The organism is Mycobacterium sp. NGS48, from assembly GCF_059812585.1.
This window is the reverse complement of sequence record NZ_JCALCY010000007.1, coordinates 48,332-66,442: the sequence shown is the minus strand read 5'-3', so window position 1 is coordinate 66,442 and position 18,111 is coordinate 48,332. Positions and strand designations below refer to the sequence as shown.

General features: G+C 66.6%; 18 protein-coding genes. 9 read left to right on the top strand and 9 right to left on the bottom strand.

All coding sequences use genetic code 11. From position 1 onward, the window contains the following. The first annotated feature begins 151 nt into the window (after positions 1 to 151). Genes ctaE through qcrB form a run of 4 tightly spaced genes read left to right on the top strand, consistent with a single transcriptional unit; the run spans position 152 to position 4,456 of the window. Complete coding sequence (gene ctaE, locus AC5Y42_RS14730; protein ID WP_499899156.1) at positions 152 to 763, top strand: aa3-type cytochrome oxidase subunit III; 612 nt, start codon at positions 152 to 154, stop codon at positions 761 to 763. Further along, a complete protein-coding gene (gene qcrC / locus AC5Y42_RS14725) occupies positions 760 to 1,611 on the top strand; it encodes a cytochrome bc1 complex diheme cytochrome c subunit (RefSeq protein WP_065012757.1) in 852 nt (283 codons plus the stop codon). The genes ctaE and qcrC overlap by 4 nt, the downstream gene beginning before the upstream one ends. After that, positions 1,608 to 2,819, top strand: coding sequence for a cytochrome bc1 complex Rieske iron-sulfur subunit (gene qcrA, locus AC5Y42_RS14720; RefSeq protein WP_499899155.1), 1,212 nt, complete (start codon positions 1,608 to 1,610; stop codon positions 2,817 to 2,819). The genes qcrC and qcrA overlap by 4 nt, the downstream gene beginning before the upstream one ends. Further along, entirely contained in the window at positions 2,816 to 4,456 is a 1,641-nt protein-coding gene (gene qcrB, locus AC5Y42_RS14715; RefSeq protein WP_499899153.1) for a cytochrome bc1 complex cytochrome b subunit, read from the top strand. The genes qcrA and qcrB overlap by 4 nt, the downstream gene beginning before the upstream one ends. Positions 4,457 to 4,532: 76 nt before the next feature. Here the strand turns inward: qcrB and AC5Y42_RS14710 are convergent, their stop codons facing one another. The 4 genes from AC5Y42_RS14710 to ctaC form a co-directional block, all read right to left on the bottom strand. Continuing rightward, positions 4,533 to 5,171, bottom strand: a complete 639-nt coding sequence (locus AC5Y42_RS14710; RefSeq protein WP_499899151.1) for a DUF2561 family protein — start codon at positions 5,169 to 5,171, stop codon at positions 4,533 to 4,535. Further along, positions 5,171 to 6,040, bottom strand: a complete 870-nt coding sequence (locus AC5Y42_RS14705; RefSeq protein WP_499899149.1) for an MmpS family transport accessory protein — start codon at positions 6,038 to 6,040, stop codon at positions 5,171 to 5,173. The genes AC5Y42_RS14710 and AC5Y42_RS14705 overlap by 1 nt, the downstream gene beginning before the upstream one ends. A 184-nt stretch (positions 6,041 to 6,224) precedes the next feature. After that, positions 6,225 to 6,644 (bottom strand): cytochrome c oxidase subunit 4, encoded by a 420-nt coding sequence (locus AC5Y42_RS14700; RefSeq protein ID WP_499899147.1) that lies wholly within the window; start codon positions 6,642 to 6,644, stop codon positions 6,225 to 6,227. 8 nt (positions 6,645 to 6,652) lie between these two features. After that, the gene (gene ctaC, locus AC5Y42_RS14695; RefSeq protein ID WP_499899145.1) at positions 6,653 to 7,705 is read right to left on the bottom strand and encodes an aa3-type cytochrome oxidase subunit II; all 1,053 of its coding nucleotides are present in this window, start codon (positions 7,703 to 7,705) and stop codon (positions 6,653 to 6,655) included. A gap of 194 nt (positions 7,706 to 7,899) precedes the next feature. On the opposite strand from ctaC, the gene asnB reads away from it, so the two are divergent. Further along, positions 7,900 to 9,867 (top strand): asparagine synthase (glutamine-hydrolyzing), encoded by a 1,968-nt coding sequence (gene asnB, locus AC5Y42_RS14690; RefSeq protein ID WP_499899143.1) that lies wholly within the window; start codon positions 7,900 to 7,902, stop codon positions 9,865 to 9,867. A gap of 19 nt (positions 9,868 to 9,886) precedes the next feature. On the opposite strand, the gene AC5Y42_RS14685 is transcribed toward asnB, so the two are convergent. After that, a complete protein-coding gene (locus AC5Y42_RS14685; RefSeq protein WP_499899141.1) occupies positions 9,887 to 10,861 on the bottom strand; it encodes a carbohydrate kinase family protein in 975 nt (324 codons plus the stop codon). 169 nt (positions 10,862 to 11,030) lie between these two features. On the opposite strand from AC5Y42_RS14685, the gene AC5Y42_RS14680 reads away from it, so the two are divergent. Then, positions 11,031 to 11,708, top strand: a complete 678-nt coding sequence (locus AC5Y42_RS14680) for an Rv0361 family membrane protein (RefSeq protein WP_499899139.1) — start codon at positions 11,031 to 11,033, stop codon at positions 11,706 to 11,708. 19 nt (positions 11,709 to 11,727) lie between these two features. Here AC5Y42_RS14680 and AC5Y42_RS14675 read toward each other — a convergent pair whose 3' ends face one another. Together AC5Y42_RS14675 and AC5Y42_RS14670 are read right to left on the bottom strand one after the other, a co-directional pair. After that, entirely contained in the window at positions 11,728 to 12,084 is a 357-nt protein-coding gene (locus AC5Y42_RS14675) for a HesB/IscA family protein (protein ID WP_499899138.1), read from the bottom strand. 85 nt (positions 12,085 to 12,169) lie between these two features. Beyond that, positions 12,170 to 13,246, bottom strand: a complete 1,077-nt coding sequence (locus AC5Y42_RS14670; protein ID WP_499899349.1) for a glycerate kinase family protein — start codon at positions 13,244 to 13,246, stop codon at positions 12,170 to 12,172. A 152-nt stretch (positions 13,247 to 13,398) separates the two neighbouring features. Between AC5Y42_RS14670 and AC5Y42_RS14665 the strand changes: the two genes are divergently transcribed. From AC5Y42_RS14665 to AC5Y42_RS14655, 3 genes are read left to right on the top strand one after another with little or no spacing between them, the layout of a single operon-like run. Beyond that, positions 13,399 to 14,019: a DUF3043 domain-containing protein gene (locus AC5Y42_RS14665; protein WP_499899347.1), complete on the top strand. Its 621-nt coding sequence runs from the start codon at positions 13,399 to 13,401 to the stop codon at positions 14,017 to 14,019. 32 nt (positions 14,020 to 14,051) lie between these two features. Beyond that, positions 14,052 to 15,110 carry a nicotinate-nucleotide--dimethylbenzimidazole phosphoribosyltransferase gene (gene cobT, locus AC5Y42_RS14660; protein WP_499899346.1) on the top strand — a complete coding sequence of 353 codons (1,059 nt, stop codon included), beginning with the start codon at positions 14,052 to 14,054 and terminating at the stop codon, positions 15,108 to 15,110. Then, positions 15,107 to 15,838: an adenosylcobinamide-GDP ribazoletransferase gene (locus AC5Y42_RS14655; protein ID WP_499899136.1), complete on the top strand. Its 732-nt coding sequence runs from the start codon at positions 15,107 to 15,109 to the stop codon at positions 15,836 to 15,838. Before cobT ends, AC5Y42_RS14655 begins: the two co-directional genes overlap by 4 nt. On the opposite strand, the gene AC5Y42_RS14650 is transcribed toward AC5Y42_RS14655, so the two are convergent. Beyond that, positions 15,835 to 16,941 (bottom strand): branched-chain amino acid aminotransferase, encoded by a 1,107-nt coding sequence (locus tag AC5Y42_RS14650; protein ID WP_499899135.1) that lies wholly within the window; start codon positions 16,939 to 16,941, stop codon positions 15,835 to 15,837. The genes AC5Y42_RS14655 and AC5Y42_RS14650 overlap by 4 nt on opposite strands. Before the next feature lie 22 nt (positions 16,942 to 16,963). Then, positions 16,964 to 18,061, bottom strand: coding sequence for a glycine cleavage system aminomethyltransferase GcvT (gene gcvT / locus AC5Y42_RS14645; protein ID WP_499899133.1), 1,098 nt, complete (start codon positions 18,059 to 18,061; stop codon positions 16,964 to 16,966). Positions 18,062 to 18,111 lie beyond the last annotated feature (50 nt).

Genomic DNA, 18,111 nt, shown 5'->3' with positions numbered 1-18,111 from the left:
CAGCGGGTCGCCCCGCCAGACCCCCAGGGTGATCGCAAGCGCGGCGCAGCCGGGCGCAGCGGGTCGCTCTCCCAAACCCGCGCTCGTCAGCGACTCGCCAATTACCGCCCCGGGTGGAGTTCGACAACTACAAAGCGTCATACTTGCGGATGTGACGAGTGCGGTGGGAACCTCGGGTACTGCTATCACGGCGCGCGTGCATTCGCTCAACCGGCCCAACATGGTCAGCGTCGGCACCATAGTGTGGCTTTCCAGCGAGCTGATGTTCTTTGCTGGGTTGTTTGCGATGTACTTCACAGCGCGCGCTCAGGCCGGCGGTAATTGGCCGCCCCCGCCGACGGAATTGAACCTCTACCAGGCTGTTCCGGTCACGTTGGTACTGATCGCCTCGTCGTTCACCTGCCAGATGGGCGTTTTCGCCGCCGAGCGCGGCGACGTCTTCGGGCTGCGCCGCTGGTATCTCGTCACGTTCCTGATGGGCCTGTTCTTCGTCCTGGGCCAAGCCTACGAGTACTACCACCTGGTGGGTCACGGCACCACGATCCCCAGCAGCGCCTACGGCAGCGTCTTCTACCTGGCCACCGGCTTCCACGGACTGCACGTCATCGGCGGGCTGATCGCGTTCATCTTCCTGCTGGCCCGCACCACGATGAGCAAGTTCACACCGGCACAAGCGACCGCGTCGATCGTCGTCTCCTATTACTGGCACTTCGTCGACATCGTCTGGATTGCGCTGTTCGCCACGATCTACTTCATCCGATGACCAGCCGGCCAACGAACAGGAGTGTTCGCTTGAAGACACTGGGGAGTAATCGCTCGCGACGGCGGCTTCGTCGCCGGTTGTCGGCCGGACTGCTGCTGTTGATGGCGTTAGCCGTAGCCGGCGGGCTGGCCGCGGTGCTGACCCCAACTCCTCAGGTGGCCGTGGCCGACGAGTCTTCCTCGGCGCTGCTGCGCACCGGCAAGCAGTTGTTCGACACCTCCTGCGTGACGTGTCACGGTGCCAATCTGCAGGGTGTGCCTGATCGCGGCCCGAGCCTGATCGGCGTCGGTGAGGCGGCCGTCTACTTCCAGGTGTCCACCGGGCGGATGCCCGCCGCACGCGGTGAAGCGCAGGCGCCCCGCAAGGAACCGATCTTCGACGGCGGGCAGATCGATGCGCTGGGCGCCTACGTGCAGGCCAACGGCGGCGGCCCCACGGTGGTGCGCACGCTGGACGGCAGCCCGGCGATGCAATCGCTGCGCGGTTACGACCTGGGCCGCGGCGGCGACTTGTTCCGGCTCAACTGCGCGTCCTGCCACAACTTCACCGGCAAGGGCGGCGCATTGTCGTCGGGGAAATACGCCCCGGACCTGGAGCCGGCCAACGAACAGCAGATTCTCACCGCCATGCTGACCGGGCCGCAGAATATGCCTAAGTTCTCTGACCGTCAGCTGTCCTTCGAGGCCAAGAAGGACATCATCGCCTACGTGAAAACCGTCAGCGAAGAACGTCAACCAGGCGGCTATGGTCTGGGCGGCTTCGGACCGGCCCCCGAGGGCATGGCGATGTGGATCATCGGGATGGTTGCCGTGATCGGTACGGCATTGTGGATTGGGGCGCGATCATGACCAGCGGGGTCAGCGGAGAGGGCAAGGGCACCGACACCCCCGGCCAGCAAGGTGCTCCGGGTCAGCCCAGCGATGCCGAACTGGACGCGATGTCGCGTGAGGAGCTCGTCGACCTTGGCGGCCGGCTCGACGGTGTCGAAACGGTCTACAAGGAATCTCGTTGGCCGGTCGCGGGAACCAAAGCCGAGAAGCGCGCCGACCGCGGAATCGCGTTGTGGTTCTTGGCCGGTGGCGGTTTCGGGTTGGCGCTGCTGTTGGTGTTTTTGTTCTGGCCCTGGGAGTACAAGCCGATGGAGGCTGAGGGCAGCTTCTTGTACTCGCTGACCACCCCGCTCTACGGTCTGACATTCGGGCTGTCCATTCTCGCCATCGCGGTCGGAGCGGTGCTGTTCCAGAAACGGTTTATCCCCGAGGAGATTTCGATCCAGGAGCGCCATGACGGCGACTCCCCGGAGATCCACCGCAAGACAGTGGTCGCCAATCTGACCGATGCTTTCGAGGGCTCGACGCTGCGGCGTCGCAAGCTGATCGGAATGTCGTTGGGCTTGAGCCTCGGAGCCTTCGGGCTCGGCACTCTGGTCGCTTTTATCGGCGGCCTGATCAAAAACCCCTGGAAACCGGTGGTGCAGACCGCCGACGGTAAAAAGGCCGTGCTGTGGACCTCGGGTTGGACGCCGCGCTACCGCGGCGAGACCATCTATCTGGCCCGCGCTACCGGTGAGCACCTGGGATCGCCGTTCGTCCGGATGCGTCCGGAAGATGTCGACGCCGGCGGAATGGAGACCGTCTTTCCGTGGCGGGAATCTGACGGCGACGGGATCAGCCACGAATCACGCGAACAGCTGCGCAAGATCATGATGGGTGTGCGCAACCCGGTGATGCTGATCCGCATCAAACCAGGTGACATGTCGCGGGTGACCAAACGCAAGGGTCAGGAGAGCTTCAACTTCGGCGAGCTCTTCGCCTACACCAAGGTCTGCTCGCATTTGGGTTGTCCCTCATCACTTTACGAGCAGCAGTCCTACCGAATTCTGTGCCCGTGCCATCAGTCGCAGTTCGACGCATTGCAGTACGCCAAACCGATTTTCGGTCCTGCGGCGCGTGCCCTGGCGCAGCTGCCCATCACCATTGACAGCAACGGCTATCTGGTCGCCAACGGCGACTTCATCGAACCAGTCGGGCCGGCATTTTGGGAGCGCACCTCATGAGTCCGAAAATCGATATTGGCAATACCCTCGCCCGTCAAGCGCAGGACATCGACACCCGGTATCACCCGTCGGCCGCGGTGCGGCGCCAGCTCAACAAGGTCTTTCCCACCCACTGGTCGTTCCTGCTTGGCGAAATCGCGCTGTACAGCTTCATCGTTCTGCTGCTCACCGGCGTATACCTGACGCTGTTTTTCGACCCGTCCATGGCCGAGGTCACTTACAACGGCGTGTATCAACCGCTGCGCGGGGTGGAGATGTCGCGGGCCTACGAAACCGCGCTCAACATCTCCTTCGAAGTCCGCGGCGGGCTGTTCGTCCGCCAGGTCCACCACTGGGCCGCGCTGATGTTCGCCGCGGCGATCATGGTGCACCTGGCGCGCATCTTCTTCACCGGCGCATTCCGTCGGCCCCGTGAAGCCAACTGGGTCATCGGTTCGCTGCTGCTGATCCTGGCCATGTTCGAGGGTTACTTCGGCTACTCGCTGCCCGACGACCTGCTGTCGGGTATCGGGTTGCGGGCTGCCTTCTCGTCGATCACGCTGGGCATGCCGGTGATCGGTACCTGGTTGCACTGGTTGCTGTTCGGCGGCGACTTTCCCGGCAACATCATCATTCCGCGGCTGTACGCGCTGCACATCCTGCTGATTCCCGGGATCATCCTGGCGCTCATCGGGGCGCATTTGGCGCTGGTCTGGTTCCAGAAGCACACTCAGTTCCCCGGACCCGGCCGCACCGAGAAAAACGTCGTCGGCGTGCGGGTCATGCCGGTGTTCGCGGTCAAGTCCGGTGCCTTTTTCGCGCTGACCACCGCCGTCCTGGGCCTGATGGGCGGCCTGTTGCAGATCAACCCGATCTGGAACCTGGGGCCCTACAAGCCATCTCAGATATCGGCGGGCAGCCAGCCGGACTTCTACATGATGTGGACCGAAGGCCTGGCCCGGCTCTGGCCGGCCTGGGAGTTCTACTTCTGGCACCACACGATTCCCGGACCGGTCGGCGTGGCGTTGATCATGGGCTTGGTTTTCGTGCTGCTGACCATCTACCCGTTCCTGGAGAAGAGGTTCACCGGCGACTACGCGCACCACAACCTGCTGCAGCGCCCGCGGGACGCTCCCGTTCGTACCGCGATCGGCGCCATGGCGATCGCGTTCTACATGGTGTTGACCCTGGCCGCGATGAACGACATCATCGCCTGGAAATTCCACATCTCGCTGAACGCGACGACCTGGATCGGACGCATCGGGATGGTGGTGCTACCGCCGATCATCTACTTCGTCACCTATCGGTGGTGTATCGGCTTGCAGCGCAGCGACCGTGCGGTGCTCGAGCATGGCATCGAGACCGGCATCATCAAGCGTTTGCCGCATGGTGCCTACATCGAATTGCACCAGCCGCTTGGCCCGGTCGACGGCCATGGCCACCCGATACCGTTGGAATACCAGGGCGCGCCGGTACCCAACAAGATGAACAAGCTCGGCTCGGCCGGCTCGCCCGGCACGGGCAGCCTGCTGTTCGCCGATCCGGCGTCCGAAGACGCCGCACTGCGCGAGGCGGCGCACGCCGGCGAACAGCGTGCCCTCACCGCGCTACGCGAACACCAAGACGGCACCAACGGTTCGCGCGACGGCGAGCACTAGGGCCCGACGCCGCGGGTTGAGGTGGCTCGACGCCCCGGTTTACACACTCGACGGCCCGGCTGGCGCTTCTGCGCAATTAGCGTTCGTCGAGCATCCGGTGTAGCTGCCGCACGTATCGCCAGGGGATCACCGGCATGGCGACCGTGACGATGCCGGCGATCACATATGCCGTCCAGGCCGCGGCCTGGTGGCCGATGGCCATCAGGTAAGTCGCCGTCGCGACAGCGACCAGCGCAACTCCCATGGCGGTCACCAGTTCGACGGTGCCGCGTAACCAGATGCGATCGATGGTCGCGTCTGTGAAAGCGCCGGCCGCCCGCAGCGCAGTCAACCGCTCGGTCTGGCCGGCAGGGCCGCGAGCCGGCGGATACTCCGCCCTGATCGGTGGCGCAGCCGCAGCACGAGCCGTGATGTGCCCCGATTGCGTCGCGGGCTCGGCCCGACTCGTGCGCCGGGCACGCAGTAACACCGGGATCGCGCCGACGATGATCAGCGCCGAAATGACGATGATGACGTACAGCACCGACGAGGTGTGCGGGTTGCCCGCCGTCTCGTGAAAGCCTCGTCCCAGATCGATCAGCGCGACTGTGGCCGCCACGCTCACACCGATCAGCACCAGCCAGATCGCGGCGCAAACCCCAACCAGAATGCGATCGCCGGTGGTCGACGACGCCATAGCCCACCCGCCTCGGCTGTCCGAATACCTGTTGACCATCAGCAGTTCGTCTGCGGTGCGTTGTTCTCGTTCGACGACAGCACCGCTCCGTCGCTGGTGGTGATCGTGCAGTTGAGTCTGCTGACCCGGAAAAGGCTCGACGCCTCCACCGAGCCGACTTCAGACTGCGAGATCGGGGTGACCGTGATCGACCACGGGATATAGACGTTGTGTTGGGTGCGCCGCCGGCCAGAGGCATCGATGTAGGTCACCGAGATGATGTCGCCGGGCGCCTTGGTGCCGGTTACCGAGTAGGTGACCTGCCGAGGACCGGCCGGAGCGGTGGTCGTCGGTGGTGGCGGCGGCGGAGCGGCCACGACCGGCGGCGGCTCCGGGGCCGGGGCCGGCTCCGGAGCCGGCGGTGGTGGAGCCTCGGCCTGGGGCGGCGGGGGCGGTGGCGGTGGCTCACTGGTGGATGGTGGAGGGGGCGCCGGCGGCGGAGTGGTGACGGTGATCTCGTCCTGAATCGGCGGCGCGGACGTAGGCGCCGTCTCCGGCGTGGCCAGATCGTTTGTGTCGGTACGCGCGAATAGCAGGGACACCGACACCACTAGGGCAATCGCCGCGACGATCGCGGCCACCCCGACAACCCACGGCCAGCGTGGCGGGTGGGGTTCGTCGCCCTCTGCCTCGTGGTAGCTGTCGTAGTCGTAGAGGTCGATGTCGACGGGCACATAGGGCCCGCTGGTGAAGTGTTCCGACTCCGGAGCCGAATAGGCCTGCGAATAAGCGTCCGTCTCGCTGGTCTGGTCACGTTCGCCGGTCTGCTCCCCCAGGTGCTCGCCGGTGAACTCGTTGTCGTCGTCGCTGAGCTCGCTGCCGTTCTCCAGATCGCCAGGTTCCGGTCCTGGAGGATTCGGCCCGCTCATGTTCGTCTGTCCTGTCCAACTACGTCACCAGTGCAGGCGACAACGCGCCTGCATCGCCCCGCGCACGCTCCGCAATTCCACATTGTGCCTCGCAAACCCTACCCAACCGGCAGGTGCACGGCAGTCCCGGCGACCTGGTGACGGGTCAACTGATGCCCTGATTGTGACCTTGTGAGCGAGCTGATCAGTGCTTCTCGGGCCCGAGGTAGTACTCGAAGACCAATCCGGCTGCCGACGCGAGGACGAACACCACGCCGGCAGCGATCAACCACGGCAACCACAACCCGATACCGACAGCGGTCACCGAGCCCGCCAGGGCGATCATGATGGGCCACCAACTGTGCGGACTGAAGAAGCCCAATTCACCTGCACCATCGCTGATCTCGGCGCCCTCGTAGTCTTCCGGGCGGGTGTCGAGCCGGCGCGCCACAAACCGGAAAAAGGTCGCAACGATGATCGCCAGACCGGCGGTCAACACCAGCGCGGTGGTGCCGGCCCATTCCACCCCACCGGTGGCGAACAACGTCGTCAGTACGCCGTAGATCACGGCGACCACGATGAAGAACGCGGCGATGAATTCGAACAGCCTGGCTTCGATATGCATAGGTGCCCCTACTTGCTCGCCGCCGGCGACAGCTGTCCGCGGCGGGTTTCGAACGGATGCGTTGTGACCGCGACGGGAGATTGGTTGACCGCCTGCAGCGCCTGCGCGTTCGTCTTACCGCCGATCCGCTGGTCCAGGTAGGCCTTGAAGTCGTTGGGCGCCACCACCCGGACCTCGAAGTTCATCATCGAGTGATAGGTGCCGCACATCTCGGCGCAGCGCCCGACGAATGCCCCGGTTTGGGTGATCTCGGCGACCTGGAATCTGTGCACCGAGTTGTTGGCCTCGGGGTGGGGCATCACGTCACGCTTGAACAAGAACTCCGGCACCCAGAACGAATGCACGACGTCAGCCGATGCCAGCTGGAACTCGATCCGCTTGCCCGCCGGCAGCACCAGGACCGGGATTTCGGTACTGGTCCCCAACGTCTCGACCTTGTCGAAATTGAGGTAAGTGCGGTCCTCGGTATTGAGACCCGCCACTGGGCCGACCAGTTCCTCGCCGTGCTTGTCCTTGCCTTCCGGCTTGGACACCATCGCCGCCTTCTTCGCCGGGTCGGCACCGTCGTATTTGAGCGTGCCGTCCTTGAAATCGACCTTCTGGTAGCCGAACTTCCAGTTCCACTGGAACGACGTGACGTCCACGACGACCTCGGGGTCGGACGCCAAATGCATGATCTTTTCCTGCACCACCACGGTGAAATAGAACAGCACCGAGATGATCAGAAACGGGGTGACAGTCAGCACCAGCTCCAGCGGCATGTTGTAACCGAACTGGCGCGGCAACTCGGTGTCACTGGCCTTTTTGCGGTGAAACGCCGCGGCCCAGAAGATCAGGCCCCACACGATGGCCCCCACCACCAACGAGGCGATCACCGCGCCAAGCCACAGCTGCCGGTTGGCCTCCGCCTCGGGGGTGATCCCGCGCGGCCAGCCCAGGCCCAGTGCCTCCTGCCAGCTGCATCCGCTCAGGGTGACCGCCAGAACGCCCAGCGTGCCGGCCAAGACCAAGAGCCGAAGCCGACGGGAGCCTGCAGAACGGCTTGGCCCGCGGAGTGTCACGTTGGCGCCTCCTGTATCACAAGCTGGGCCGACGGGAGTCGGCCGACTCGCCGCAGCTGTCGAATACTACTACGCAGCGTAGACCACGCGTCCTGGCGAGCCGCGCAGACTCCCCCGCGCAGCTCCGCGCCGTCGCTACCCCGTGCCCGTCGCCCGATCAGCCCGTTCGCCGGGGTGCGGCATACTTGGGCGCGATGTGTGGACTGCTGGCCTTCGTGGCTGCCGCGGCCGGCGGTGTTCCGCCCGGTTGTAGCGCGGTCGACGGCGCCGACGAAGTCACCGATGCGATCGCCCGCGCCTCGCATCTGATGCGTCACCGCGGGCCCGACGAGCCGGGGACTTGGGCCGACCCCGACGGGACGGTCGTGCTGGGCTTCAACCGGCTGTCCATCATCGACATCGCCCACTCACACCAGCCCCTGCGCTGGGGACCGCCGGAGTCACCCGACCGGTATGTGCTGGTGTTCAACGGCGAGATCTACAACTACCTGGAGTTGCGTGCAGAGCTGACCGACGAGCACGACGTCACGTTCGCCACCGATGGCGACGGTGAGGCCATCATCGCCGCCTACCACCATTGGGGCCCCGACGCGTTACGACGGTTGCGCGGCATGTTCGCGTTTGCGCTGTGGGACACCGTCACCCGCGAATTGTTCTGCGCCCGAGACCCATTCGGCATCAAGCCGCTGTTCGTGGCGACCGGATCCGGCGGCACCGCGGTAGCCAGCGAGAAGAAGTGCCTGTTGGATCTGGCCGACCAGGTGGGCTTCGACACCCGAATCGACCCTCGGGCCGTGCAGCACTACACGGTGCTGCAGTACGTACCTGAGCCGGAGACACTGCACCGCGGGGTGCGTCGACTGGAATCGGGATGTTATCTGCGGCTCCGCCCGGGAACAGAGCCGCCGACCCTCACCCGCTACTTCGTACCGCGATTCGCCGCCACCCCGATCACCCGGGATACCGCGCAGGCTCGCTACAACGAGATCACCGCAGTGTTAGAGGACTCGGTGGCCAAGCACATGCGCGCCGACGTCACCGTCGGGTCGTTTCTGTCCGGCGGCATCGATTCCACGGCGATCGCTGCCCTGGCCATCCGGCACAACCCGCGGCTGATCACCTTCACCACCGGCTTCGAGCGGGAGGGATTCTCCGAGATCGACGTTGCCGTCGCTTCGGCCGAGGCGATCGGTGCACGGCATATCGCCAAAGTGGTCAGCCCCGCTGAGTTCGTCGCCGCCCTGCCCGAGATTGTCTGGTACCTCGACGAACCGGTAGCCGACCCCGCGCTGGTGCCGCTGTTCTTCGTCGCGCGCGAGGCCCGCAAGCATGTCAAGGTGGTGCTCTCCGGTGAGGGTGCCGACGAACTGTTCGGTGGCTACACGATCTATCGGGAGCCGCTGTCGCTGCGGCCGTTCGACTATCTGCCCGCCCCGCTGCGGCGGTCGATGGGCAAGGTGTCCAAGCCGCTGCCCGACGGCATGCGCGGCAAGAGTCTGCTGCACCGGGGCTCGTTGACATTGGAGGAGCGCTACTACGGCAACGCGCGTAGTTTCTCCGATGCGCAGCTGCGTGCTGTGCTGCCCGGGTTTCGTCCGGACTGGACCCACACCGACGTGACGGCGCCGATCTACGCCGAATCGGCCGGTTGGGATCCGGTGGCCCGCATGCAGCACATCGACCTGTTCACGTGGTTGCGCGGCGACATCCTGGTCAAGGCCGACAAGATGACGATGGCCAACTCGCTGGAACTGCGGGTGCCGTTCCTGGATCCCGAGGTGTTCGCGGTGGCGTCGCGGTTGCCGCTGGAGGCCAAGATCACCCGCACCACGACGAAGTACGCGCTGCGCCGGGCGCTGGAGTCCGTCGTCCCGGCGCATGTGCTCAACCGGCCCAAGCTGGGCTTCCCGGTGCCGATCCGGCACTGGCTGCGCGCGGGAGAACTGCTGGAGTGGGCCTATGCCCTGACTGACTCGTCACAGGCCGGCGAGTTCGTCGACGTCGCCGCGGTGCGCCGGATGCTCGACGAACATCGTTGCGGTACAACCGATCACAGCCGCCGATTGTGGACCGTGCTGATTTTCATGCTGTGGCACGCGATCTTCGTCGAGCGCAGTGTGGTGCCGCAGATCAGCGAACCGCACTACCCGGTGCAGTTGTAGCGCCGAGCAGACGCGGCGCTTAGGCCAGCGCCGCGGCGATCTCGGCAGCGGCCTCGTCGCCGTAGGCGCCGGCCAGCCGGCTCACCGCGGACTCGCGGTCCCACTCCCATTCCTGGGTGCCGGTCGACTCCAACACCAGCACTGCGACCAGCGATCCGAGCTGGGCAGAGCGCTCCAGCCCGAGGCCGGCGCTACGCCCGGTCAAAAAGCCGGCCCGGAATGCGTCGCCGACGCCGGTGGGGTCGACCTGGCTGGTCTCCGGCACCACGCCGACATGGATGGTGGCACCGTCGCGGTCGACGATGTCGACGCCCTTGGCACCCAGCGTGGTTACCCGCAGCCCGACCTGCGCCATCACCTCGGCTTCGGTCCAGCCGGTCTTGGACAGCAGCAGATCCCACTCGTAGTCGTTGGTGAACAGGTAGGTGGCGCCGTCGATGAGCCGGCGGATCTCCTCGCCCGTCAACCGGGCCAGCTGCTGGGACGGGTCGGCGGCGAACGCCAGCCCGAGCTTGCGGCACTCCTCGGTGTGCAGGAACATCGCCTCCGGGTCGTTGGCCCCGACGATCACCAACTCCGGTGTGCCGACGTCGTCGACGACCTTGGCCAGGGAGATGTCCCGCGCCTCCGACATCGCGCCCGGGTAAAACGATGCGATCTGGGCCATCTCGGTGTCGGTGGTGCAGACGAAGCGCGCAGTGTGCGACGTCGTCGAGATCAGCACGTTGTCGCACTTGACGCCGTGGCTGTGCAGCCATTCGCGGTAGTCGCCGAAGTCGTCGCCGGCAGCGCCCACCAGCGCGACATCGCCGCCGAGCACGCCGATGGCATAAGCCATGTTGCCGGCCACCCCGCCGCGGTGGATCACGAGATCGTCGACCAGAAAGCTCAGCGAAACCTTCTGCAAATGATCCGCGAGCAGTTGTTCGGAAAACCGGCCCGGAAAGCGCATCAAATGGTCAGTTGCAATCGAACCGGTCACCGCAATCGTCACGAAAAATCCACCCTTCAATTTCTAAGCTTGTCTAGCGAAGACTACGCGCGGTAGCGGTGGCCGTTGCACCGCGGCCAGCCGCCAAGGGTGCGTTAGCCTGCCTAGAGCAACCCGATGGCTGCTGACGGCAACCGTCCGCCGTCTCATCCACAGCGTAGGAGAACCCTTGATGCCCGGTCCCTACTCGCCGAACCATCCTCTCGGCGCCGACGGGCCGCCGCTCACCGATCCGCATCCCAGTCAGCCGATTCCGACGCCGCCCGACTACCCCGGCTCAACAGGGGCAGGAGACACGCAGGCAGCGCCGCCCGCGGCCGCTTATCCAGGCCAGTTGCCCCCGCCGGTGCCCTATCCAACGCGGCAGCGACGACGGTGGGTCATCGGAGCGATGGTGGCTGTGGCACTGATCGCCGTGATGATCGGGGCGATCGTGTACGGGGTGCGAAGCGACAAATCGGCCACCACGGGTGCCGTATTTTCCGAGGCAACGGCCAAATCGGCGATCCAGGGCTATCTGGACGCGCTGGAGCAGCGCGATACCGAAGCCATCGCCCGCAACACGTTGTGCGGCATCTACGACGCCGTGCGGGACCGGCGGCCGGACGAGGCGCTGGCCAAACTGTCCAGCGACGCCTTTCGCAAGCAGTTCTCCGACGCCCAGGTGACCTCGATCGACAAGATTGTCTACTGGTCGAACTACCAGGCGCAGGTGCTGTTCACCATGCGGGTCACCCCCGCAACGGGCGGGCCGCCGCGCGACGAGGTTCAGGGCATCGCGCAGTTATTGTTCCAGCACAACCAGGTGCGAGTGTGCTCTTACGTGCTGCGAACAGCCGGCAGCTACTAATCCGCCGAAGACGACAGCCTCAGTTGAACGAGTCGCCGCAGGAGCACGACCCGCCCGCGTTGGGGTTGTCGATCGTAAAGCCCTGCTTTTCGATCGTGTCAACGAAGTCGATCGAGGCACCTTGCAGGTAGGGAGCGCTCATCCGGTCGACAGCCAGCTTCACACCACCGAACTCCGCGGTCAGGTCACCGTCGAGGGAACGGTCGTCGAAGAACAGGTTGTACCGCAGACCGGCGCACCCGCCCGGCTGAACCGCGATACGCAGCGCCAGATCGTCGCGGCCCTCCTGGTCCAGCAGTGACTTCGCCTTGGCCGCGGCGGCGTCGGTCAAGATCACGCCGTGGGTGGTGGCGGTCGACTGGTCCTGAACAGTCATTGCGTCTCCCTACATGTGCCTACATGCCTAAATCGCCTGGGATGGGTCCGCTCGGCGCTGAGCGTCCGATTAAAAACCCACCTAGTCAAAGGTACCTTGTTCGGCCACTATTCCCGAGTTGCGCGGCTGCCGCCGAAGCCAAACCCATCAGCTGGTTGGCCGCATCGACCAGCGCCAGCCGGACCGAACCGGCATAGTCGGCGATCGCGTAGGCGGCCGTTATGCCCGCCGATCGCTGCGTGAAGCCGTCGAGACCGACCTGGCCGGCCAGCACCAGCACCGGGATTTGCCGCGAGCGCGCCGCGGCGGCCAGCGCCCCGACGACCTTGCCGTGCAGCGATTGCTCGTCGAGTTGACCTTCTCCGGTAACGACGAGGTCTGCCACGGCAAAGTCATCGGCCAGCCCGGTGTGCTCGGCGATGATCGCCGCGCCCGATTCGCGCCGGCCGCCCAGCGCCAGCAACGCCGCCCCGATCCCGCCCGCCGCACCGGCACCGGATTCGGCGCTCACCTGGCGTCCGGCCGCCGCGTCCAGTTCGGCCGCCCAGTCGCTGAGCCGCTGTTCCAGCGCGCTGACCGTCTCGGCGTCGGCGCCTTTCTGCGGTCCGAACACCCGCGCGGCGCCCCACGGCCCCAGCAGCGGGTATTCGACGTCGGAGGCGGCGACCAGTTCCACCCCGGCCAGCCGTTGTCGAGCGACCTCCAGACCGCCGAGTTCGTCGACGAGTCCGCGACCGCCGTCGGTGCTGGCGCTACCGCCCAGCCCAACGAAGACACGCGTCGCGCCCGCCGCCAGCGCCGCTGCGATGAGCTGGCCGACTCCCCTACTGCCGGCGGCCAGCGCAGTCTGCGGTGTCGGCGGACCGCCGAGTTGGGCCAGGCCGCAAGCTTCCGCGCAGCCCAGGTATGCGGTCGTCGATCCCGGATCGAACACCCAGTCGGCCTCGACGTCGTCGTCAAGCGGCCCGGCGACCCGTAGCCGGCGGCGCTGCCCGAGCCGGTCGGCCAATACCGTGACGAAGCCGGGTCCGCCGTCGGACTGCGGCGCGATGGTGAACTGATCGCGTGGCCGCGTGCGATTCCAGCCGGTGGCGATGGCGGCGGCGGCCTGCACGGCGGTCAACGTGTCGCCATAGCTATCCGGGGCGATCAACACGCGCAGCACGTCCGGGCCGCTCATCTCAGCGAGCGTAGGGGCTCGGTGCCACGTGTGCTCGTCGAAGGCTGTTTACCGATCGAAACCGGCTGCGAAGTAACCTGGCGACTGTGAAGCTGCTGGGCCGCAAGAAGGACGTCGGTGTCGCCCCGGATGAGATCGAGGCACCGGCAGATCAGGACGCCGTCGTCACCACCGGGGATGCGCGTCAATCCACCGCGCCCAAGGGGCGGCCCACCCCGAAACGAAGCAACAAACGGCGCGGTCCGGTCGCGCCGGCGCCGATGACCTCCGCTGAAGCCCGCGCCCGGCGCAAGGCGATGGCCGGCCCGAAACTGTCCCGCGAGGAGCGGCGGGCTGAGCGGACCGTCCGCCGCGCGCAGATGACCGACCGGCGGGAACGCATGATGGCCGGCGACGAGGCCCATCTGCTGCCGCGCGACCGGGGCCCGGTGCGCCGGTTCGCCCGCGACGTGGTGGACTCTCGCCGCAACGTGCTGGGATTGTTCATGCCGTTGGCGCTGACGCTGATGTTCGTCATGTTCGGCGTACCGCAGCTGCAGCTGTACATGTCGCCCGCGATGCTGGCGTTGATGGCTCTGATGATGATCGACGGGGTCATCCTGGGCCGCAAGGTCACCAGGATGGTTGACGAGAAATTCCCCGACAATACCGAAAGCCGTTGGAAGTTAGGCCTTTACGCTGCGGGCCGGGCTTCGCAAATGCGCCGGATGCGAGCTCCTCGGCCCCAGGTCAAGCGCGGCGACAGCGTCGCCTGACAGCGGCCGGTGCCGAACACGCCCTCGGGGTTCTGATGACCTTTCCGCCGGTGACGCCTCCCGATGCGGATGTCGCCGCGGCGGCTCGCGCCCGGCAGGACATCCTGACCAAGCCGGCGGGGTCGCTGGGTCGCCTCGAGGACTTGGCGGTCTGGCTTGCGTCGTGTCAGGGCCATTGTCCGCCAGAGCAATTCGAGCGCGCCCGGGTTGTCGTCTTTGCCGGTGACCATGGTGTCGCGCGGTCAGGGGTATCGGCGTACCCGCCGGAGGTCACCGCCCAGATGATCGCCAATATCGGGGCCGGCGGCGCGGCGATCAACGCATTCGCCGAGGTCGCCGGGGCGACCGTGCGGGTCGCTGACCTTGCCGTGGATGCTGATGCGCTGTCGCCGCAGATCGGCGCTCATAAGGTGCGCCGCGGCAGCGGTGACATCGCGGTGCAGGACGCGTTGACCGACGAGGAAACCACCGCGGCGATCGACGCTGGCCGGCGGATCGCCGACGAAGAGGTCGACGCCGGCGCCGATCTGCTGATCGCCGGCGACATGGGCATCGGGAACACCACGGCGGCAACCGTTCTGGTTGCGGCCCTGACCGGCACCGAGCCGGTCGCAGCAGTCGGCTACGGAACCGGTATCGACGATGCCGGGTGGGCACGCAAGACCGCAGCGGTCCGCGACGCGCTGTTCCGGGCCGAGCGGGTGCGCTCGGATCCGGTTGCCTTGCTGCGGTGTTGCGGCGGCGCCGACCTCGCCGCGATGAGCGGCTTCTGTGCACAGGCCGCAGTTCGGCGCACCCCACTGATGCTGGACGGTCTGGCGGTCACCGCAGCCGCCCTGGTCGCCGACAGGTTGGCGCCCGGCGCTCGGTTGTGGTGGCAGGCCGGTCACCGCTCCACCGAACCGGCGCACCAACTGGCGTTGGCTCAGTTGGAGCTCGATCCCATATTGGACCTGCGAATGCGGTTGGGCGAAGGCACCGGGGCGGCGGCGGCGCTGCCGGTGCTGCGGGCCGCGGTGGCCGCACTGTCGTCGATGGCAACTTTCGCAACCGCCGGCGTTTCCTGCCGCTCCGACAAGCGCCCATCGTGATCCGCTCGCTGGCAACCGCTTTCGGCTTCGGAACTGTTTTACCGCTGCCCGGTGCGGCGGACCGGCCGGTGGGTGGCGCCGCGGTGAGCGCGCTGCCGCTGGTGGGCGCCGCGTTGGGCGGCCTGGCCGCCGGCGTGGCCTGGGTTGCCGTGCTGGCGTTCGGGGCGGGCAGCCCGCTGGCGGGTCTGCTCGCAGTGGCCGCCCTGCTCGCGGCGACACGCGGCCTGCACATCGACGGCGTGGCCGACACCGCCGACGGGCTGGGCTGTTACGGGCCGCCGCAACGCGCACTGCAGGTGATGCGCGACGGGTCGAGCGGCCCGTTCGGAGTCGCCGCCGTCGTCTTGGTGATTGCATTGCAGAGCTTGGCCTTTGCGTCGTTGACCGCGGTCGGCATTGTCGTCGCGGTGGCCGCCGGACGCGTTGCGGCGGTGCTGGCTTGCCGCCGGTCGGTGCCCGCGGCCGAGGGCAGCACCCTGGGCGCCCGAGTGGCCGCCACCCAGCCCGCGGCGGCGGTGCTGGTCTGGGTCGCAGTGCTGGTGGTGGCGTCGCTGTGGGCGGCTCCGCGGCTGTGGCAGGGTCCGGTGGCAGTACTGGTGGCGCTGTGCCTTAGTGCCGTTCTGGTCGCCCACTGCGTACGCCGGTTCGGCGGCATCAGCGGCGACGTGCTCGGTGCTGCGATCGAGTTGACCACGACGGTGAGCGCAGTGCTGCTCGCGGCAGGCTAGCCGAGCCGCGACATCCAGCCGTGGGTGTCGGCGAACGTGCCGCGCTGAATGCCGGTCAACGTGTCGCGCAGCGCCATCGTGATTTCACCGGGTTCGCCGTCGGCGATGGTGAAGTCGCCCTCGCCGTGCTTGACGTGGGCGATCGGGGTGATCACCGCGGCCGTGCCGCAGGCGAACACCTCGGTGATCTCACCTGCGGCTGCCTTCTTCTGCCACTCGTCGATGTCGATCTTGCGTTCCTCGATGGCGAAGCCGGCGTCGGTTGCCAACTGCAGCAACGAATCTCGAGTGATGCCCGGCAGCAGTGAGCCGGACAGCTCGGGGGTGACCAGTCGGGCCGATCCGCCGCTGCCGAACACGAAGAAGATGTTCATCCCGCCCATCTCTTCGATGTAGCGCCGCTCCACCGCGTCGAGCCACACCACCTGGTCGCAGCCGTTCTCGGCGGCTTGCGCCTGAGCCACCAGTGACGCGGCGTAGTTGCCGCCGAATTTGGCCGCTCCGGTGCCGCCGGGGCTGGCCCGGACGTATTCCGTCGACACCCACACGGTGACCGGTTTGACGCCCCGCGGGAAGTACGCACCGGCCGGCGAGGCCAGCACCAGAAACCGGTACTGCTTCGCCGGGCGTACACCCAGTCCCGGCTCAGTGGCAATCACGAACGGGCGCAAGTACAACGACTCCTCACCACCGGCCGGGGGCACCCATCCGTCGTCGACGGCGATCAGTTGTCGCAGCGATTCGATGAACAACTCGTCGGGAAGCTCCGGGATCGCGATCCGCCGCGATGACGCTCGCATCCGGGCGGCGTTGGCGTCGGGCCGGAACGAGACGATCGAGCCGTCCGCCCATCGATACGCTTTGAGCCCTTCGAACACTTCTTGCGCGTAGTGCAGCACGATCGCCGACGGGTCCAGTTCGATGGGGCCGTAACCCATCACCCGCGCGTCGTGCCACCCCTGGCCGTCGGTGTAGTCGATCGACACCATGTGGTCGGTGTGGTACTTGCCGAAGCCGGGATTGGCCAGGATCGATTGGCGCACCTGGTCACTGGTCGGGTTTGCGGTGCGCGAAACCGTGAACTCGAGGTGGCCGCTGGTCATGGGGCGATTGTATATCCGGGCGCTAGCGAGTTTTTGGTTCGACGAATGGGGGTCGGACCACTTCGCATTCGACGGCGCGGCCACGGACGTCGACGTTCACCCGCTGACCGTCCTGGACATCTGCATCGGTGTCGATCAGCGCCAGTGCGATACCGACTTTCAATGTCGGTGAAAATGTTCCCGACGTGGTGACGCCAACCTTGCGGTCGCCGTCGCTCACCGTCAGGCCGGGCCGCAGCACACCGCGACCGACTGCGCGCAGCCCGCGCAGCACCCGTCGAGGACCCGCCGCCTTTTCGGCCAGCAGCGCGTCGCGGCCGAAGAACGCGTCCTTCTTCCAGCCGATCGCCCACCCGCAGCGGGCCTGCAGCGGCGAAATATCGGCCGACAACTCGTGGCCGTGCAGCGGATAACCCATTTCGGTGCGCAGCGTGTCGCGGGCACCCAGGCCGGCCAGTTGACCGTCGGCTCGGCTCACCGCGGCCACCAGCGCGTCGAACACCACACCCGCCGACTCCCACGGCGGCAACAGCTCATAGCCGTGCTCACCGGTGTACCCACTGCGGCACACCCGCACCGGCACGCCGGATAACACCGCATCGGCATATCCCATGTAGTCCATGCCGGTCGGTAGCCCCAATTCGTCGAGAACCTCGGTCGAACGCGTGCCCTGCACCGCCAGCACCGCATAGCTGCGGTGCTCGTCGCTGATCGTGAGCTCCGCCGGGGCAGCCTGCTGCAGTGCGGCAACCACCGCGGCGGTGTTGGCGGCGTTGGGCACCAGAAAGATCTCGTCGTCGGCGACGTAATAGGCGATCAGATCGTCGATGACGCCGCCGGATTCGGTGCAGCACAACGTGTATTGCGCCTTGCCCGGCCCGATGCGGCCCAGGTCGTTGGTGAGCGCGGCGTTGACGAATTGCGCGGCGCCCGGGCCGCGCACCGACGCCTTGCCCAGGTGGCTGACATCGAACAGTCCGACGGTTGTCCGGGTGGCGGTGTGCTCGCTGACCGTACCGGCATACGACACTGGCATCAGCCAACCGCCGAACTCGGCGAAGCTGGCGCCCAGCTCACGGTGGCGGTCTTCCAGCGGTCCGTGCTGCAGCTCTTCGGGCATCCTGCGCCGCTCCTCCTAATCGCCGCGCTCTGCATATCGCGGCGCGCACG

Excerpts from the sequence above, each read along its gene's own strand:
- qcrC (WP_065012757.1), top strand. The coding sequence starts at position 760 with ATGACCAGCCGGCCAACGAACAGGAGTGTTCGCTTGAAGACACTGGGG.
- qcrA (WP_499899155.1), top strand. The coding sequence starts at position 1,608 with ATGACCAGCGGGGTCAGCGGAGAGGGCAAGGGCACCGACACCCCCGGC.
- qcrB (WP_499899153.1), top strand. The coding sequence starts at position 2,816 with ATGAGTCCGAAAATCGATATTGGCAATACCCTCGCCCGTCAAGCGCAG.
- AC5Y42_RS14710 (WP_499899151.1), bottom strand. The coding sequence starts at position 5,171 with ATGGTCAACAGGTATTCGGACAGCCGAGGCGGGTGGGCTATGGCGTCG.
- AC5Y42_RS14705 (WP_499899149.1), bottom strand. The coding sequence starts at position 6,040 with ATGAGCGGGCCGAATCCTCCAGGACCGGAACCTGGCGATCTGGAGAAC.
- AC5Y42_RS14700 (WP_499899147.1), bottom strand. The coding sequence starts at position 6,644 with ATGCATATCGAAGCCAGGCTGTTCGAATTCATCGCCGCGTTCTTCATC.
- asnB (WP_499899143.1), top strand. The coding sequence starts at position 7,900 with ATGTGTGGACTGCTGGCCTTCGTGGCTGCCGCGGCCGGCGGTGTTCCG.
- AC5Y42_RS14680 (WP_499899139.1), top strand. The coding sequence starts at position 11,031 with ATGCCCGGTCCCTACTCGCCGAACCATCCTCTCGGCGCCGACGGGCCG.
- AC5Y42_RS14675 (WP_499899138.1), bottom strand. The coding sequence starts at position 12,084 with ATGACTGTTCAGGACCAGTCGACCGCCACCACCCACGGCGTGATCTTG.
- AC5Y42_RS14650 (WP_499899135.1), bottom strand. The coding sequence starts at position 16,941 with ATGACCAGCGGCCACCTCGAGTTCACGGTTTCGCGCACCGCAAACCCG.
- gcvT (WP_499899133.1), bottom strand. The coding sequence starts at position 18,061 with ATGCCCGAAGAGCTGCAGCACGGACCGCTGGAAGACCGCCACCGTGAG.